This is a genomic window from Microcoleus sp. FACHB-SPT15 (assembly GCF_014849525.1).
Classification (GTDB): domain Bacteria; phylum Cyanobacteriota; class Cyanobacteriia; order Cyanobacteriales; family Coleofasciculaceae; genus Symplocastrum; species Symplocastrum torsivum.
In genome coordinates, this window is record NZ_JACJNU010000055.1 from 110,414 (window position 1) to 126,517 (window position 16,104).

The window sequence follows — 16,104 nt, forward strand, 5'->3', positions numbered from 1 at the left end:
AAACTCCAGCTTTGGGAATTTAGCGCAAAATAGTGTGAGTGTTGGGAAGTAGGGAGGGCATCGTGGCGTGGAGAAAACCACGATAAATACGCAGGAAATACAGGGACAACAGAGCATTCATCCGAGAGACTTATCATGGTCTTTCTGGCTTGCTGTGCCGCTCTATCCCTACGGTATCCGGCGGACACTTCGCAAAGAAGTGGTTAAGGACACAGTCTGGACGTTTGACCAAATTCAAGGCATCCTTTACGTCGTCGTGCCAATTCGCATGACGGTTATTAAGCTCGAAGCGGGGGGGCTTCTCATCTATGCACCTGTTGCACCAACGCAAGAGTGTATACGTCTTGTCAATGAGTTAGTAGCACAGCACGGCGATGTCAAGTACATCATCCTGCCAACAATCTCTGGAATAGAACACAAAGTCTTCGTTGGCCCTTTTGCAAGACGTTTTCCGAATGCACAGGTTTTCGTAGCCCCGAACCAGTGGAGTTTCCCACTAAACCTCCCCTTGAGCTGGCTTGGCTTCCCGAAGAAACGCACTCACGTACTCCCGGAAGACAGTACCCAAACCCCTTTTGCCGATGAGTTTGACTACGCAATACTTGGTCCCATCGAACTTGGGCCAGGACGGTTTGAGGAAGTTGCTTTCTTTCATAAGCGATCGCGTACACTACTCGTGACAGACTCTGTGCTTTGTGTGCCAGAGGAGCCACCCGCAATTGTTCAACTTGACCCATACCCCTTACTGTTCCACGCAAAGGACAATGCATTCGATGTCGTAGAGGATAGTGAAGCAAGCCGCCGTAAGGGATGGCAGCGCATCTCACTATTTGCGTTTTACTTCCAACCGAGTGCGATCGGGGCGATTGAACTGGGACAATCGATTCGTGATGCTCTCAAAGCTCCAAATCGGACAAGGAAAGCGTATTTCGGTTGGTTTCCCTTCAAATGGAAGGAAGATTGGAAGCGATCGTTTGACGCACTGCGAGGAGGTGGGCGTCTGTTCGTTGCACCAATTCTGCAAACACTCATTCTCAACCGAGCGCCGAGGGAAACCATCAACTGGGCTGACAAGGTAGCAAGTTGGGATTTTCAACAAATTGTTCCCTGCCACTTTGACTCACCGATTGAGGCAAACCCACGTCAGTTTCGGCAAGCATTTGCCTTCCTTGAGAAACAGCCTTTTGGAAGTGAAAGTAAAAGTAACTCCCTACCTGAGGAGGATTTTGAACTTCTAAGAGAAATCGATCAAGGTCTGAGCAAGCTCCGGATCACGCCACCACCGAAGGACAAAGTTTAAGGTTACTTGGTTGTTAGTGATTGGTTGTTGGTTTTTTAAAGAACAGTTTAATTTCTCGCAATATGTCTGTGGTGGAATACGAACAACAACTAACAACCAACCAACAACCAACAGTTAGGATATAGCAGAAAAATAAGTAGGCAGAAGCAAGCTATGGACAAATCCCTAATACCCGTGATTCTTGCTGGTGGAAAAGGGGAGCGTTTTTGGCCGTTGAGCCGTAAACACAGACCGAAGCAATTCTTAAGTTTGGATGGGAGTGGCAAGAGCCTGTTGCAGGCAACGGCTGACCGATTGAGTGAATTGGCTGGGAGTCCAGAGAAGTTGTGGGTCGTAACGTCTGCTTTACTCGCGCAAGGGGTTCAAGAACAGCTACCTCAGCTAAAGTCGCAAAATTTGCTGGCGGAACCAGAGGGACGGGATACAGCACCAGCCGTTGCCTGGGCAACACTTGAGATTGCCCGGACGTATGGAGAAGATGCTGTAGTGGGCTTTTTTCCGGCTGACCACTGGATTGAAGACCAAGTCGCTTTTCAACAAACAATCAGCGCAGCGGCTCAACTAGCATCCTCAGAGGCAGCAATTGTAACGCTGGGGATTACTCCAGGCTATCCTTCCACAGGTTACGGCTACATTGAACAAGGCGAACAGACAGGGACATTTGGTGGATTGCCAGTTTACAAAGTCAGCCGATTTACTGAAAAGCCTGATCGTGAGACGGCTGAATCATTTTTGGCAACGGGACGATTCAGTTGGAATAGTGGGATGTTCATTTTTCGGGCTGGGGTAGTTTTAGATGAACTCCGCACTCACGCACCAGAAATCATGGGTGCATTAGAAGAAAAGGGTGTAGCGGCTTATCCTGAACTTGCGAAAAAGAGCATCGACTACGCCTTGATGGAGAAGACACAACTTGCTTATGTTCTTCCTGCGTCCTTTGGTTGGGATGATTTGGGCGATTGGAATGCGATCGAACGTTTACTCAAAGGGGATGCCAAAAATGTGGAACTAGCTCGTCATGTCGGGCTAGATACTCAAGGCGCGATTCTTTACGCCACAGGTGAGGATGAGGTGATTGTGACGATTGGGTTAGAGGATGTTGTGGTGGTACGCGATCGCAACGTCACCTTGATTGTGAAAAAAGACCGAACCCAAGAGATTAAACAAGTCGTCAAAATGCTCCAAGAAGACTCACAGCTAAAAGACTTGTTGTAGAAGGTCAACCCAACAATATCAGGTTGCTAAAGAGTGTGGTATGTAGAAATGCTGCACTCTTGTTTTTTCTTTTCTCTTTTTGTCTTTGGACTTGCTTCGGCCGCCTATTAAAGAGAAACTCAGCAGCATAATCTTCTACCCCAGGTACATTGGCAGGTACTACGGTTTAGCGTTAGAACATTCAGTGACAGCGCCAACTCAACTAGCTGGCTCCTCGCAACGGTCTAAAGGCGAAAATATTTCTGCTTTTTGCCTTAACTTTTTACGTCTTACGTTTCACCTTCTTATCTCCGAAGTATGTTTGCTTTAACTCAAACCAGTTCCCGGCAACGCGAAATTCTTGAAGTCGTCTTCCGCAACGGCTGGGATTATATGCGAGGACTTCTGACGGGGAGCAAGACTGACGAACCAAATCTGCCACCTCCTGCTGTCCTCCGTAACATCCTGATCGATCTAGGGCCTGTCTACGTCAAACTAGGACAGTTGCTCAGTACCCGTCCTGACTTATTACCAGGAGAATATGTTGAAGCCCTAACCGACTTGCAAGCCAATGTACCACCAGTGCCGTGGAGTCAAGTAGAAATCCTGATTCGGCAACAGCTAAAACAGCCCTTGGAGGAAGCGTTTGCCGCCATCAATCCTCAAGCGGTTGCTGCGGGTTCGATTGCCCAAACTCACCGGGCAACTTTAAAGAGTGGTCAGGAAGTCGCTCTAAAGGTGCAGCGTCCCGGCATTGAGGCGATAGTTGCTCAGGATATTGCTCTGATTCGGAGTCTGGCAGAGTTGGTCTCTCGCACTACTTTTGGGCAAGATTATGACACCGTGGGGCTAGCGGAGGAGTTTGTCACTGCCCTACAAGCAGAACTAGATTTCAACCAAGAAGCTAGCTTCACCGACCAGCTACGCCGCAACTTATCAACTAGCCGTTGGTTTGACCCAAAGCAGTTGGTGGTGCCAGAGATTTATTGGGATTTGACTACCAAAAAGCTCATGGTGATGGAGTGGCTAGATGGTGTGCCACTCCTCTTAGCCAGTTTACCTGCGATGCGGGATGGCAAGGATGCTGACACTCAGCGCCAAGAAATCACGAAGCTTTTATTTCGCGCATTCTTGCAGCAGTTGTACATCGACGGTTTTTTCCATGCTGACCCCCATCCCGGAAATTTGTTTTATCTGAGTGATGGTCGCCTTGCACTTTTAGACTGTGGGATGGTCGGTCGCTTAGACCCGCGCACACAGCAAATTTTGACGGAGATGTTATTGGCGATTGTAGATTTAGATGCCCAGCGATGCGCTCAACTAACTTTGGAGTTGGCTGAGTCGGGTCAGCCTGTAAGTTTGTCAGGGCTGACAAATGACTACGATCGCATGTTACGAAAGTATTACAACATCAGCCTGTCGCAAATCAACTTTAGCCAGGTATTTTATGAGGTGCTACAAATCGCCCGTAACAACAAAATCCGCTTGCCCAGCAACATGGGTTTATATGCAAAAACGCTAGCCAATTTGGAAGGTGTAGCCCGGAGTTTTGACCCAGAGATTAACCTCTTAGACCAAATTAAGCCGCTGATGACCGATTTGTTTAGGCGTCAGCTACTAGGAGATAATCCTTTGCAAACCGCTCTAAGAACCGCCCTTGACATCAAAAGCCTCTCTTTGCAAACTCCACGTCAGCTAGAGCTGTTGTTAGACCGGGTGACTTCAGAAACGTTAAGGTGGAATCTAACAATACCAGACCTCGATCCCTTACGACGCAGTATGGATGATTCGGCTAACCGACTCTCGTTTAGTGTTGTAGTTGGCTCGTTGATTATTGGAGCGGCAATTATTTCCACTAACGCGCAGACAAGTCAACTGTCTCTTATTAGTAATGTTCTATTCGCCACCGCTAGTTTTTTGGGTCTTTGGTTAATTGTTAGTATTTTGCGATCGGGACGTTTACGGTGATGGGTATAGCAGTTGGTGTAAAAGGAGAATAATTAGCTGAACTAGAGAATAATTAGCTGAACTAGAGAATAATTAGCTGAACTGAGCTGAAGGTTCATTAAAATCGCTCGAAGTTCACTCTTAAGAAAGGCGATCGCTTGAACCATAAAAATATACAAGTTCAAGCTGATCGCCTGAGTTTTTGAAAGGCAAACTAGCTGACGAAACCAGCTTCCAACCCTGAGCGATCGCCTAAGCTGCAACCAGTTGTTGATTAAATTTCTATCTGCTGCTCAACCTCTATTTCGACTTGAGCTTCAACAAGTGGCGCATAAATCGGGATATTAGCTTCTACAGCCTCAAAACTGACAACCAGAGAGTAGGGAGCTGTAGCATCTGGATCGTTGTTCCAACCTTCATGCCCAACTACTGCTATGCAGAAAGCTTCCGTAAGTTCAAAGGATTTGACAACAGTCCAATCCTTTTGGATGGTTCCTGCACTTCTGGAGACATTTTGAATCGTTTTATGATTCTTCTGTTTACCAAGAGTCCATGTAAAGAGTCCCTCTCCTTTATCTGTATCCTCTGGAGCGTCATACTCTTTCAGCACTCTTTCCAGAAAACGCTCTGGATCTTCTCCTTTTTTACTACAATCCCAGTCAAGCCAGGTTGACAAATATTTTCTGCGATTCCGTCGAGTTCGACGTGGTTGAGCTTTGTACGACAATGTAACTTCTACCAGAATCTCTAACTCTTCTCCCTGAGAGCGCAGTTCTTCTGGCAGTTTCACTTGATAAATGTGAGCATGTCGAGCTTTGATAGAACGCTCTCCTCCTCGCGTAAGTAAAGTAATGCGGTTGGGAGCATTACCTAAAGCGCGATCAAGATTTGGAATGCCATAACCTATTTGACGAAGGACGTGAAGTTTATCTACATCATCCGCCCTTGCCCAGTCTGGCCATCTGGCTGACTGAACTATTAATGCACGGTACAAAAGGCAGCTTTCGTCAGGCAACTCAGCAGCCAGACAAGCTACAATGTGGCTCACTTTTGGTGCTGCAAATGATGTCCCAACTTGGTCACTTGCGATCGCAGGACCACCATCTAGGGTTGAGCGCACTAGTTCAGGGCATAAATCTTTCGGGTAACTAAGGTTAGGTGGGAAGCCTCCATCGTGAGCAAAATCGCCGCCATACTCGACTACTTCCGGTTTAATCGTGTCCCAGATTCCTAAGCCAGAGCAGGAAAATGCTGAAGGTTTATCCTTCTGGGAGAGGGAGAACCAAGGCAATACGTTGCAAGAATCTAAAGCAATTGAGCCAACTGTTAAAGCTTGAACACTTTGTGCGGGATTCGCAATCCTACAGGAATCCTCTAAAAGATAATCCGGGTATAGTCGATTGGCTGAGAGATGTTCTCTGACAGATAATCTTGTATGCCCTATCCTAATGCTTAAAGGTAAGTTTCCAGCAGCCACGATGAAGAGGATATCCTTTTGCCAAGTTAGTTGATCGATAGCAGATGCCCAAGCACTCATGTATCGGGTTTGGCAAGGAACAGATCCAGTAATCGAATGGTTAAAAATCCTCGTTCCTGTTTGCTCGTGGTAAAACTTCACAATATCACCCAGGAGATTAGGGGGAAATAGTGTTTTAGGTAGCTTGCAGTTTGCATCAAGAACTCTCGCATTTTGAATCCGACAAACTGCTTGTTGCTTTCCACTCCGGGGTATAGTCCTTGGATACAGTACTGCACCAGCTACTCTAGTTCCGTGTCCGCCATTGCTAACGTAGTCAGCAGTTTTATTATTCTCTCCAGGCACCCAAGATGTTGAATTTTGTGAATCAATGGCTTCTTTTAGCAGCGAATGCCTCTCTTGAATACCACTATCCATAACACATACTTTAGGAGCATTTGATTCGGGAGGTTCTAAGTGAAAAGAGCTATCATCACCATTGGATAAACCTTGATGTTGAACAAAATCAGAAAATATATCTGGTTCACTAATATCAAAAACATAAGGGAAGTTGAGAACTAAATCTTTTAATCCTTTTCCTGATATTTGGATTCGACAGGAAAAACTGTCTGGCAAGTGAGCTGCAAGATTAATTGCACCATCTCTAATCGATAAAATCCTCCCAGAATAAGGTTCATCTTCAACAAATCTTGTTAACTCCTGCTGTCTTTCCCAAGCTAAATCGTCCCACTGGTCTTCTCTTAGCTCTCGTTCATTAATCCAACGATTAACTCGCTCGGTAAATTTATCATCACTCTCATCAGGTTTTCGTTTTGGATAATCAGGCAGTTGAGACTGATTCCCTACACAAGCAACTCCTACATCCACCGTATAGACTTGCTCACCTTCAATCCGATCCCAGCGAGCGAGTAATTCTGGAGAAAGGATGTACTCCGGTCGCCTTGTTCCATCAAGGATTTCCCAGATTCCTGCAACTTTGCCACCGCCATGCTCTTCCCTGATAAATTTCTCTATCTTTTTTTGCAGGTCACTAAGCTCTACATCTGCCGATGCACCGATGATATACCCATCTTCTAATTCAGCGATTATCTCAATGCCATAGGTCTTAAGACCGTCTGGATCGAACGAAGAAGGATCGATCTGTAATATGAGAGGTAATGCCTCAGGAAGAGGCGGCTTTTCCTCATCCTCCCGTTGCTCTTGAGTTTCTTTCCAATCGGCAACCAAGGATAAGGCTGAACTCTTAAGCCTGCTTCCGTGTCCCCAGCGGTCATCCGCATTGGCAGCAGTTTGAGGATGCTGTTTCCTTGGTCCTGATGAAGCAGGTGCAGCGTTTCCCTGTTTGGTCAGCTTAAGCTCGATATGGGGGTATTGGTTAGCTCGTTCAACCATTTAGTTCTCCAGACAAGCCAACGATCAGCTCCAGGAAATTTTGATTTCTTCGATCGCTTCTGCTAAGTGTTCCTGGATTACTAGCTCCTCTCGTTCGAGAATCGCTCGTTTGGCAGCATCTTGCGCTGCTCTCACAGCTTGATCTGCCGAGAAGCCTTTCATTTGCTTGATAATCAACGACCAGTTAATCGAGCCAACTTCAATGCCAGATAGGGTTTGCTTTAGTATAAATTCTAGCTCTTGTTCTCCTGGCTTGGGGACTTCAATCAAGTCATCAAAGCGTCTCCAAAGAGCAGTATCTAGAGACTTATTCAGGTTTGTCGCTGCGACTAAAAGACCAGACGAAGACTCGTACTCGTCCAGGATTTGGAGAAACGTGTTCACCACTCGCTTGATTTCTCCGACTTCCTGGGTATCCTCTCGCGATTTGGCGATCGAGTCACATTCATCCAGAAACAACAAACACGGCTCTGCTGAAGCCTTGTCGAACACTAGCCTCAAATTGTTTGCTGTCTCGCCTAGAAAGGACGACACCATTGCATCAAAGCGGACTTTAAGCAGAGGCAAACCAGTGTTCCAAGCTAAACGCTCAGCTCCCAGTGTCTTTCCACAACCTGGGAGACCATACAAAAGAATTTTTTGCCTGTAGCGTAGTCCGTGATGAGCCAATCTATCTCTTGCCGCATACTCACGCTCAATCCGCTGGAAACGTTTCTCAACAGCTTCAGGCAGTACCATGTGATGCCGCAGTTTCTCTCTGGGTATGACGGTGGCTAGGGGAAGATTGAATCGCTTACTGGTGGGCAGTTCGCTGAGAGCTTGTAGGTTCTCCGATATCGGAGAGATTGGCTTGCTCTTTGATGCAGGCTTTTCCTTTTGGCTCTTTTTCGTGATGTTTTCTAGCTGATCGGCTAGCAGCGTATGTCCTTTTTGGCGCTCTTCCTCTATTACTAGGTACGTCAGTTTGTCGATCGCCTCTGGGTCGGAACTAGCGATCGCTCTAAACAATCTCTTGAGAAGCTCTGCTTTCATATCGCCCCTCAGTATAAGGGGTAGTGTCCGGCTATTTTAGCCAATTACTACCTCTATCCGTACATGGATGCCCATGTACTACTATTTTAGTACAAATGTACTAATCAGGAGGTAATCGCCCTTCAAGCATAGACTTTGACTGAGAAGGGGCATCGCACTCTGGAATTTTTAGGGCATTCTAGAATAGGCGAGTTTTGTCACCCTGCCATCTGTCCCTCTTAAACAGTAGCTTCATGCCCTTCAGCAATTTCACCAATCCTTACGAAAAACCGGAAAATGTGCCAGAGAGGTATCGCAAGCACTCAGTAACCAGTAAGCGCTTCTTACCAAATGGCTCCTACGTCAATGCTAAGGAAGACCCTGTAACTATCTGGGCGATTGAAATTCTGGAGACAGAATATGGTGTGCCGTTAGAAGCGATGGAGTTAGAAGCTTCTGCCACGACTGATCGGACACAGCAAACTAGCAGAGTAGCATTTGGCAGAGCAGATTTAATAATCAAAGATGACCGCTACATTGGCTCTGGCTTGGATGTTGCTTTCATCATGTTGGAAGCAATGGAACCAGGCAAGAGGTTTGAAGGCGATGAAGAACTGGGGTGGAACTATCATTTTAAGCAGCTCAATATTTATATGAGTGCTTCGCCGTCAGCGCGTTACGCGATTTTGACTAGCGGCAAGCATACAGTTATATATCGTCGTGATTTAGAATACCCCCGTGCCTTGGAGCCAATTGGAGATTTACCCAAGTACGAAAGCGCCCGTGAGGCAGCGAAGCACAGTCCTTTTACTGTAATCCTCAATCCTAGTGAGCCGGATGGTATTCAAACAGGACTAACGCCGCTAACCCGCGATAAGTTTCGAGAGGTTCTGGGAGATACGCGCTCTGGATGTCATTCAATCTTGCGAGACAATGAGGGCTTGCAGCCACAGGAAGCGGTTGATGCGATGGTTAAGTTCCTGTTTGCTAAGTGGTACGACGAGCAGGCAACGATTGACTTAGTAAAAGAGACGGGTGAGTCACGAGCCTATGTGTTTAGCGTGAGTGTTGAGACTGACCCAGAACGCCTATTAGTTCAGGTGCGAGAAACGTTTGAGCAGGCGAAGCAGTGGGAACGCGACACGCTGGCAAAAAAGTTTGGCAAAGACCTTTCTGCACGGTTGGCGTTTAATGAGGCGGATGTCCTGCAATTTAAGCCTCATACGACGGTTAAAATTGTTGAGCGTTTACAACCTTGGAGTCTGCGAAAATCTACGGCAGATGTGAAGGGTGGAGTGTTTGAGGATTTTTTGAGCAAGACGTTTCGAGATGACTTGGGGCAGTATTTCACGCCTACGCCAGTTATCAATTTAATGGTGGGGATACTGCAACCAACTGTAGATGATTATGTGGGCGATCCAGCTTGCGGTTCAGCCCGGATGCTGACGCACGTTTTGGATTATGTGCGTAAACGGGAGTATGAGAAAGCTGTTGCCAATAATGGGGGTAGCGCTGATGGGATTAATCCTGAAGAACCCACCGAGGAGTTTATCAAGTTTCGGGATAATCACTTATTTGGTGCTGAATACTCCCGCAACGTGATGCACGTAGCGCGAGTTAATACGTTGATGAATGGCGCACAGTATGCTGATTTGAAGGTAATGGACTCGTTAGAGCGATTGAGTAGCATTACCGGAGGGATTACAGAAGGACTTCCAGCACGTCCGGGGTTTTATCCTGGGGGGCTGACGATGATTCTGACTAACCCTCCTTTTGGGTCTAAGGTGACAAATGCTAATGTTTTGAAGGATTTTGCGGCACGGGATGGGGTGACAAAGAAAAATGGCAAGGTTGTCAAAAGTATTGCCCAGGAGGTGGCTTTTGTTAATCGTTGCCTGGAGTTTCTTGCACCAAAGGGTAAGTTAGCGATCGTGTTGCCTGATGGGGTATTGGCGAATAGTTCAATGCAGGATATTCGGGACTGGATTTTACGGTGGGCAAGGTTAAAGGCAGTGGTCAGTTTGCCACAGGCTACGTTTGCGCCTTATGGTGCGGGTGTGAAAACTAGCATTATCTTTCTCGAAAAGCGTGAAAAGCCTTTAACTGCGGGAGGTCAGCTAGAACTAGGACAAGAAGTTTTTGAAGCTGATGAAGACTATGAAGTTTATATGGCTCGGATTGATGATATAGGTTATGACCCTACTGGACGGGTTTCTGCCTTAACAGATGAAGCTCATAACTCTTTAGATCTCAAAGAGGCAATTGCAGATTTTTCGGCTCGTCTGGGGTGGTAAGTAATGAAATCAACAATCCGAAGCTTAAGTGAGGTTGAATCTTCTCAGCGATGGGATTTTGGTTATCACGATCCAGATTATCTAGCAGTAATGAAAAGCCTAGATCGATGCTATCCCGTTTCTCGACTAGGTAATATTATCACTCTCTTAACAGACATGGGAGCATTTTCTTTATATAAAACAGAGTTTTTTGTCGATGAAGGTGTGCCATTTCTGCGCGTTCAAAATATTCAAGAGTATGGGGTCGATCTGACAAAAAATACAAAATATATTTCTGTGGAGTATCACGAACAACTCAAAAAATCTCAACTTCAACCAGGTGATATCTTACTTACAACCAAGGCAGTAATTGGTGTTGCGGCTGTTGTAGACGAACATCTTGGAAAATGCAATATCAGTCAGAATCTAGTACGCATCCGTTTAAAAAATGGTATTAATCCCCATTATGTAGCAGTTTTACTGAACACAAAATTAGGACGAATGCAAACTGAAACTGCCGCTACAGGACCGAATCAGAAATATCTAAACTTTGAGCGAATACAGGATTTAAAAATTACTTTGCCACCTCAGCCTATTCAAGACTGCATTGCTCAGGTAATGCAAGATGCTTATGCTACAAAGCTAAAAAAGATTACAGAAGCCGAAAAAGTAGACCTATATGCTAGTAATTATGTTTTAAAAAAGCTCGGAATTCATTGGTCAGGAATTGAGGATGTAAAGCAGTTCAACGTACCAATTACTGAATTAGTAGGGTCAAGATTTGATACCCGATATCAATCACCTAGAGTTAAGTATGCTCTAGCTTTATTAGAGAGTTGTGATTATCCTGTAAAGCCTCTTGGAGAATTGATTGCACAAATACACTACGGTGCATCAGTCAAGAATGCCTATTCAGATCAGGGTATTCCATTCATCCGTATTGGAAACCTAAAGCCAAATTATCTAGATGTTGCTGATATTGTCTATTTTGATGAAAGTCAACGAAACCTCCTTGGCAAAGCCTTTGTAAAAACAGAAGATTTGCTAATGTCTCGTAGTGGTTCTGTAGGTATAGTGGCGGTTGTGCCACCAGAAGCAGATGGGTTCGCCTTCGGTTCATTTCAAATTAAGTTTCGTCTTCATCATGGCTCGGCAAATCCGTTTTTTATTGCATATGTCCTGAATTCACCAATTGGCAACGCCCAAGTTGAACAGCAGAAGACAGGTTCAATTCAGATGAACATTACCATAGAGGGTATCAAGGCACTGAAAGTTCCTCTCCCAGCGATTGGCCTTCAAAATGAAATAGTTCAAGAAGCAGATGAGCAACGTGTTCAAGCAAAGCGTTTACGGACTGAAGCTGAAACTATAGTCACTGAAGCAAAAGCGCGTGTAGAGCGGATGATTTTGGGAGAAGAAGACGCGGTATGAAGGAGGGCAGCAAATATAAGCCACTCCTTGAATTTCTGCGTGACAGTAATCAAGACGAAGTAACCCTAACTTTTGCAGAAATCGAGGCGCTAATAAATGACACCTTGCCTGATTCAGCGCGAAGTAAACGGGCATGGTGGAGCAATCGCAGCAAAGGCGCACTGCAAGCATCAGCCTGGATGGAAGCTGGGTATCAGGTTGAGGATGTCGATTTTGCTGAGCAACGGGTGACATTTCGCAAACCTATTACTAAACCACCAGTTGAACTTGTGACTGACACTAGGGTGTGGAATAGCGAACAAATCAAGGTACTGCGTCGCCACATGGGTTTAACACAGGCAGAGTTTGCAGAAAGGCTCGGTGTGCGACAAGCGACAGTTAGCGAATGGGAAAAAGGTATCCATGCACCAAGTCGTGCTATGTCAAAATATCTGACCATAGTTTCAAAGCAAGCAGAGTTTTATAAGGAAGAAGGAAGCTAAGGTTTCTGCCTTCGTTGATTGACATTTTAATACTAATTCGTATAAATTGCCAGATAGCCAAACAAAGTTTTCTGGCAATAGTCAAGCATGAACGCTCACCGAGGCGAACCCAAAGCCCTCTTCCTTTCCCCAGACGGCAACATCTACCCCGACACCCTAATTTGCTCCAGCATCCTACCCGCCGAACTCAACGGCAAACCCTGTCCCTATTCCCAAGCAGGTCGCATTCCAGAACCCTTACCCCTCAATCCCGACGACCCAAACTACAGCATCGACAAAGGGCAACCCGGCGACCTCTGCCCACCATGCGCCAAACAAAACCTTAGCAACCTCGGACACTGGCAAGGTCACGACAAGCAAAAATTCCCTCAAGAACTCCTATCGCTGCGCTTGTTCAAGTGCCGGATGTGGTTTTGGCTAGTCGTCCCAGGACTCCACGAGGCTGACCCCACCAAGCTTGTAGCCCAAAACGGCTCGGATAAAGAGTCACGGCGAATGGAATTCTCGGCTACAAAAACAAAGTCCGCCTGCGCGAACTGAAATTCGAGAAATTTGAAACCTGTGTAGGCAGGTTTTGTCTGTGTAGCTGCGGTTTCAACCGCCAAGCACTTACCAACGAAAACAACCATGCAACCGCTACGCCACCGCATCAACCCCAAAACCTTCGTCATCACCCTCAGACAAATTGCCAAACATCTGAAAATCAACCAAGAGCGCATCCTCAACTGGGAAAAATGGCACAACGTCCTTTGGATACACATCCAAGGACTCGGCGGTTACTTCGTCAGTTACCGCAAATTAGAACAATGGATTGCCGCCTGTCGCGCCCTAATTCGCTGCTGTCCCAACCTCAACGCCCTCGATACCCTCTGGCAGTCCATTTTGCAAGAAGCCCAGCGCTATACCGAAGACGCGATCGCACGACTCAAAACCATCTGGCAGCAACGATACACCGACTTATCCAACCACCAACAAACCTAAAAGCGTCAGAAGTCAGCAGACAAGTTTCCTACGCTCCCTGCTGACTTCAGGCTCCCCTATCAAAGGAGACTTTAACTATGGTAAAACCATCCGAGAGTGGGCAAGATTCCTCTGCCTATCAACAAGCCTTAGACGACTTCAGCATCACCCAACTACTCTCCCGGATCAGCAACTACTCCGATGCCAATTTTGATAGCGCTTGGATGCATCTGACAGAACAAGAACTAGAAAGCATAGCCGCCCTCCTCATCCAGCAGCTAACTGCCAACCTCAAAGGCAATCTAATTGCCAGCTACCTGAATATCCTCAGACATCCACAAGAGGAGATAATTTTCGACCTTCCCACTGCTGAACTCAAAGCACTCTCTACGCCAACTGCGTTACCACCAAACTTCCCGCAACAGACAACTGCACCTCTATTCTGGTGCGGCGACCCTATCCGCTGGATTCCTCAACTAGACGAGAGCGAAACCAATACAGGCATCATTATCGGGCGCTTCTATGCATATGCTCAACATCGAGCGCAGTGGGCATGGAAATACCTGATTTGGCTCACCGACTCGTCGTCGCTTGTTGTCGCCGACACCGCCTGGGAGCAAGACATCCAACCCCTTGTCGAGGAGAACGCCGCATGAGCAATCCTCGCCCCCTCGGTGAGCGAGAACGCACCCTAATTGAACTCTACACCAACTGTCAACTGGAACTCTCACCTCGAAGGTTTTATGCCAAGTGGGATGTCGATTACCAGATAATTGCCAACATTTGTTCCCGCTCCCCTTCCACTGTCCGGCGCTGGTTCAGAAGAGGTCAGAACTACCGCGCCCCCACAAGCTGCGATATGCGTCATCTCGCCATGATGGACTTCCTCCTAGAGCATTTTGAGGAGATTCCTGCCGAAATCTTCAACCTGGTTTGCCCTCCAAATTGAGGAGCAGGAAATAGAGAGCAAGAAAATGCTCCACATAATTCAAACTTTGTCAACCTTTTTCAAGTACCCATCGTACCCCTCTAGGCTCCTCATCCTCTCCTAGGGTAACTACAGCGCACTCATCTTTCTAGCCATTGAATACTAACAACCCATGAAACATACCGAGTGGTTGCGCCTCAAAACTGAAGGCGAAAACATTTGTTCAATTCTTAGCCAACAGGGTTATCGCTGCACCAAGCAAACTCGCCGCCTCTCCTGGAAAGTCACTACTGAAGGTGTCTCCTACGTCCTCACCTGGCTCCCTGCCCCAGCAGGAGATTGGGCTGTCATTCCCAAAGACGATTCCTCAGCACGAGAACAACTCGTATCAGTTGTGCAAAACGCCTTGACTAAAGGAGAAAAAACTTCGGCTTCTCAACTAATTTCTTCAATCGAAGACCTTCACCGTCCTTGGGCGATCGCACGCATCTTACCCGACGCTCGACACTACATAGTGGCGCGTTTCTTCAACCGCCAAGATGCGGAGGATCACAAAAGAGTTTTACAGCGGTTTATGCCAGCGGCAGTGTTCGATATTGTGCTTGACTTACCTGATGAGAGAAAGCAAGAGATTGAGATTAAACCTTAAGCCTCTTAAGCTTTGGGGTTTTAGAAAGACTTCCAACTCAATATCATAATCACTATCATCTATTGGAGAGATTGTAGTACTCTGAGAATAGCTTCCTGAAGCTAGGAAGGAAGAATCAGTTAAGTGCAAGAAACATCCTTCACTATCTGACAATCTCTTCAATTTTTTTTTAACTAAATCAGCGGTAGTAGCTTCAGTATTTTCTTCAAAACTGAGATGGATTGTCATCTCATTTTGCTTTGTTATCTCATTTAGCGCAGGCTGAAGTACTCTAATTAATGCGCCTTGGATAACTGACAGTAAACTTACCTCACTACACTCAACTCGGCAGAGGCGAATGTTATTCTCTTTGGCTTCGAGTTCTTGCAAAACTGAAGATCGCAGAGGGTTCATTTTTAACTCCGCAGTATTTCCTATGTAAAGGATGCGATCGCCTTCCAGAACTAAGTAGATGGCTGGATAATCTGGCAAGGAGTGGCGTTGACTAAGTGATTGTGGCAGAAAAGCCGTGGTAGAAAGCAGACCACGCCCAATTTGTTCGACAATCTCCGATCTAGAGAGTCGCAGTTGGGCAGCCAAGGTATCAAGTCCTTCTATAGCTTTAGGCGTTAGGGAGAGGTTGACTGGCTTTTTTAGTTCGTCATGCAGTTCAGGGACTCCTTTGACTTTCTTACGTCCTCTTGGCATGAATTTCTCTCACTCTCAGGCTTTCGGGTGTTTTTTTAGCATAGTAGCTGGCGCTGTTTTTGTCTTGGGTCAAACCAAATGTGGAAGTTTCGTCTGAGTATGTATATAATTTACGCATACTCAAAAACCAAATAGATAAGCTCTATCTGATACCACTTGCTAGGGGTGAGTGGTAGAAGTTTTGCAGCAGTTACTGAGAAGCTTCAGAAGCAGTTTTCTTTCCCACACTTCAGTTCCCTCAATTACCTGTCAATCTCTGTTGCATTATTTCTGCCAGCCTCCCCGAAAAACATGGAAGTCTTAGCAAGGCGAATAGTTAGTACTTGCTAATTCAATCAGTCTTATTAGTAGATAGCAGCAAGTTTTGAGTAAT

The 16,104-nt window shown here is 46.2% G+C and carries 14 protein-coding genes; 11 read left to right on the forward strand and 3 right to left on the reverse strand.

What is annotated here, in order from left to right:
• Nucleotides 1-67 precede the first annotated feature (67 nt).
• The 3 genes from H6F98_RS21990 (at nt 68) to H6F98_RS22000 (ending at nt 4,462) form a co-directional block, all read left to right on the forward strand.
• Nucleotides 68-1,300: a DUF4336 domain-containing protein gene (locus H6F98_RS21990; RefSeq protein ID WP_313929917.1), complete on the forward strand. Its 1,233-nt coding sequence runs from the start codon at nt 68-70 to the stop codon at nt 1,298-1,300.
• Nucleotides 1,301-1,453: 153 nt separating this feature from the next.
• Nucleotides 1,454-2,515, forward strand: coding sequence for a mannose-1-phosphate guanylyltransferase (locus H6F98_RS21995; RefSeq protein ID WP_192220850.1), 1,062 nt, complete (start codon nt 1,454-1,456; stop codon nt 2,513-2,515).
• Between the two features lie 297 nt (nt 2,516-2,812).
• Complete coding sequence (locus tag H6F98_RS22000; RefSeq protein WP_192220851.1) at nt 2,813-4,462, forward strand: AarF/ABC1/UbiB kinase family protein; 1,650 nt, start codon at nt 2,813-2,815, stop codon at nt 4,460-4,462.
• Nucleotides 4,463-4,715: 253 nt separating this feature from the next.
• On the opposite strand, the gene H6F98_RS22005 is transcribed toward H6F98_RS22000, so the two are convergent.
• Together H6F98_RS22005 and H6F98_RS22010 are read right to left on the reverse strand one after the other, a co-directional pair.
• Nucleotides 4,716-7,310: a S8 family peptidase gene (locus H6F98_RS22005; RefSeq protein ID WP_192220852.1), complete on the reverse strand. Its 2,595-nt coding sequence runs from the start codon at nt 7,308-7,310 to the stop codon at nt 4,716-4,718.
• A gap of 24 nt (nt 7,311-7,334) precedes the next feature.
• Entirely contained in the window at nt 7,335-8,342 is a 1,008-nt protein-coding gene (locus H6F98_RS22010) for a 26S protease regulatory subunit (protein WP_192220853.1), read from the reverse strand.
• Nucleotides 8,343-8,575: 233 nt separating this feature from the next.
• On the opposite strand from H6F98_RS22010, the gene H6F98_RS22015 reads away from it, so the two are divergent.
• The 8 genes from H6F98_RS22015 (at nt 8,576) to H6F98_RS22050 (ending at nt 15,044) form a co-directional block, all read left to right on the forward strand.
• Nucleotides 8,576-10,615, forward strand: a complete 2,040-nt coding sequence (locus H6F98_RS22015; protein ID WP_192220854.1) for a class I SAM-dependent DNA methyltransferase — start codon at nt 8,576-8,578, stop codon at nt 10,613-10,615.
• Nucleotides 10,616-10,618: 3 nt separating this feature from the next.
• Nucleotides 10,619-12,025 carry a restriction endonuclease subunit S gene (locus H6F98_RS22020; RefSeq protein WP_192220855.1) on the forward strand — a complete coding sequence of 469 codons (1,407 nt, stop codon included), beginning with the start codon at nt 10,619-10,621 and terminating at the stop codon, nt 12,023-12,025.
• Nucleotides 12,022-12,507 carry a DNA-binding transcriptional regulator gene (locus tag H6F98_RS22025; RefSeq protein ID WP_192220856.1) on the forward strand — a complete coding sequence of 162 codons (486 nt, stop codon included), beginning with the start codon at nt 12,022-12,024 and terminating at the stop codon, nt 12,505-12,507. The genes H6F98_RS22020 and H6F98_RS22025 overlap by 4 nt, the downstream gene beginning before the upstream one ends.
• 87 nt (nt 12,508-12,594) lie before the next feature.
• Nucleotides 12,595-13,047, forward strand: a complete 453-nt coding sequence (locus tag H6F98_RS22030) for a hypothetical protein (RefSeq protein WP_192220857.1) — start codon at nt 12,595-12,597, stop codon at nt 13,045-13,047.
• Nucleotides 13,048-13,134: 87 nt separating this feature from the next.
• Nucleotides 13,135-13,488, forward strand: coding sequence for a hypothetical protein (locus tag H6F98_RS22035; protein WP_192220858.1), 354 nt, complete (start codon nt 13,135-13,137; stop codon nt 13,486-13,488).
• A 77-nt stretch (nt 13,489-13,565) separates the two neighbouring features.
• Entirely contained in the window at nt 13,566-14,123 is a 558-nt protein-coding gene (locus H6F98_RS22040) for a hypothetical protein (RefSeq protein WP_192220859.1), read from the forward strand.
• Nucleotides 14,120-14,416 (forward strand): helix-turn-helix domain-containing protein, encoded by a 297-nt coding sequence (locus H6F98_RS22045; RefSeq protein ID WP_192220860.1) that lies wholly within the window; start codon nt 14,120-14,122, stop codon nt 14,414-14,416. Before H6F98_RS22040 ends, H6F98_RS22045 begins: the two co-directional genes overlap by 4 nt.
• A gap of 151 nt (nt 14,417-14,567) precedes the next feature.
• Nucleotides 14,568-15,044, forward strand: coding sequence for a hypothetical protein (locus H6F98_RS22050; protein ID WP_192220861.1), 477 nt, complete (start codon nt 14,568-14,570; stop codon nt 15,042-15,044).
• On the opposite strand, the gene H6F98_RS22055 is transcribed toward H6F98_RS22050, so the two are convergent.
• Nucleotides 15,003-15,731 carry a ribbon-helix-helix protein, CopG family gene (locus tag H6F98_RS22055; RefSeq protein ID WP_192220862.1) on the reverse strand — a complete coding sequence of 243 codons (729 nt, stop codon included), beginning with the start codon at nt 15,729-15,731 and terminating at the stop codon, nt 15,003-15,005. The two genes, H6F98_RS22050 and H6F98_RS22055, sit on opposite strands and share 42 nt — an antisense overlap.
• Nucleotides 15,732-16,104 lie beyond the last annotated feature (373 nt).

Bases quoted from the DNA above. Each gene is read 5' to 3' on its own strand.
- H6F98_RS22040 (WP_192220859.1), top strand. From the start codon at position 13,566: ATGGTAAAACCATCCGAGAGTGGGCAAGATTCCTCTGCCTATCAACAA.
- H6F98_RS22010 (WP_192220853.1), bottom strand. From the start codon at position 8,342: ATGAAAGCAGAGCTTCTCAAGAGATTGTTTAGAGCGATCGCTAGTTCC.
- H6F98_RS22005 (WP_192220852.1), bottom strand. From the start codon at position 7,310: ATGGTTGAACGAGCTAACCAATACCCCCATATCGAGCTTAAGCTGACC.
- H6F98_RS22000 (WP_192220851.1), top strand. From the start codon at position 2,813: ATGTTTGCTTTAACTCAAACCAGTTCCCGGCAACGCGAAATTCTTGAA.
- H6F98_RS22030 (WP_192220857.1), top strand. From the start codon at position 12,595: ATGAACGCTCACCGAGGCGAACCCAAAGCCCTCTTCCTTTCCCCAGAC.
- H6F98_RS22050 (WP_192220861.1), top strand. From the start codon at position 14,568: ATGAAACATACCGAGTGGTTGCGCCTCAAAACTGAAGGCGAAAACATT.
- H6F98_RS22020 (WP_192220855.1), top strand. From the start codon at position 10,619: ATGAAATCAACAATCCGAAGCTTAAGTGAGGTTGAATCTTCTCAGCGA.
- H6F98_RS22045 (WP_192220860.1), top strand. From the start codon at position 14,120: ATGAGCAATCCTCGCCCCCTCGGTGAGCGAGAACGCACCCTAATTGAA.
- H6F98_RS22035 (WP_192220858.1), top strand. From the start codon at position 13,135: ATGCAACCGCTACGCCACCGCATCAACCCCAAAACCTTCGTCATCACC.
- H6F98_RS22055 (WP_192220862.1), bottom strand. From the start codon at position 15,731: ATGCCAAGAGGACGTAAGAAAGTCAAAGGAGTCCCTGAACTGCATGAC.
- H6F98_RS21995 (WP_192220850.1), top strand. From the start codon at position 1,454: ATGGACAAATCCCTAATACCCGTGATTCTTGCTGGTGGAAAAGGGGAG.
- H6F98_RS22025 (WP_192220856.1), top strand. From the start codon at position 12,022: ATGAAGGAGGGCAGCAAATATAAGCCACTCCTTGAATTTCTGCGTGAC.
- H6F98_RS22015 (WP_192220854.1), top strand. From the start codon at position 8,576: ATGCCCTTCAGCAATTTCACCAATCCTTACGAAAAACCGGAAAATGTG.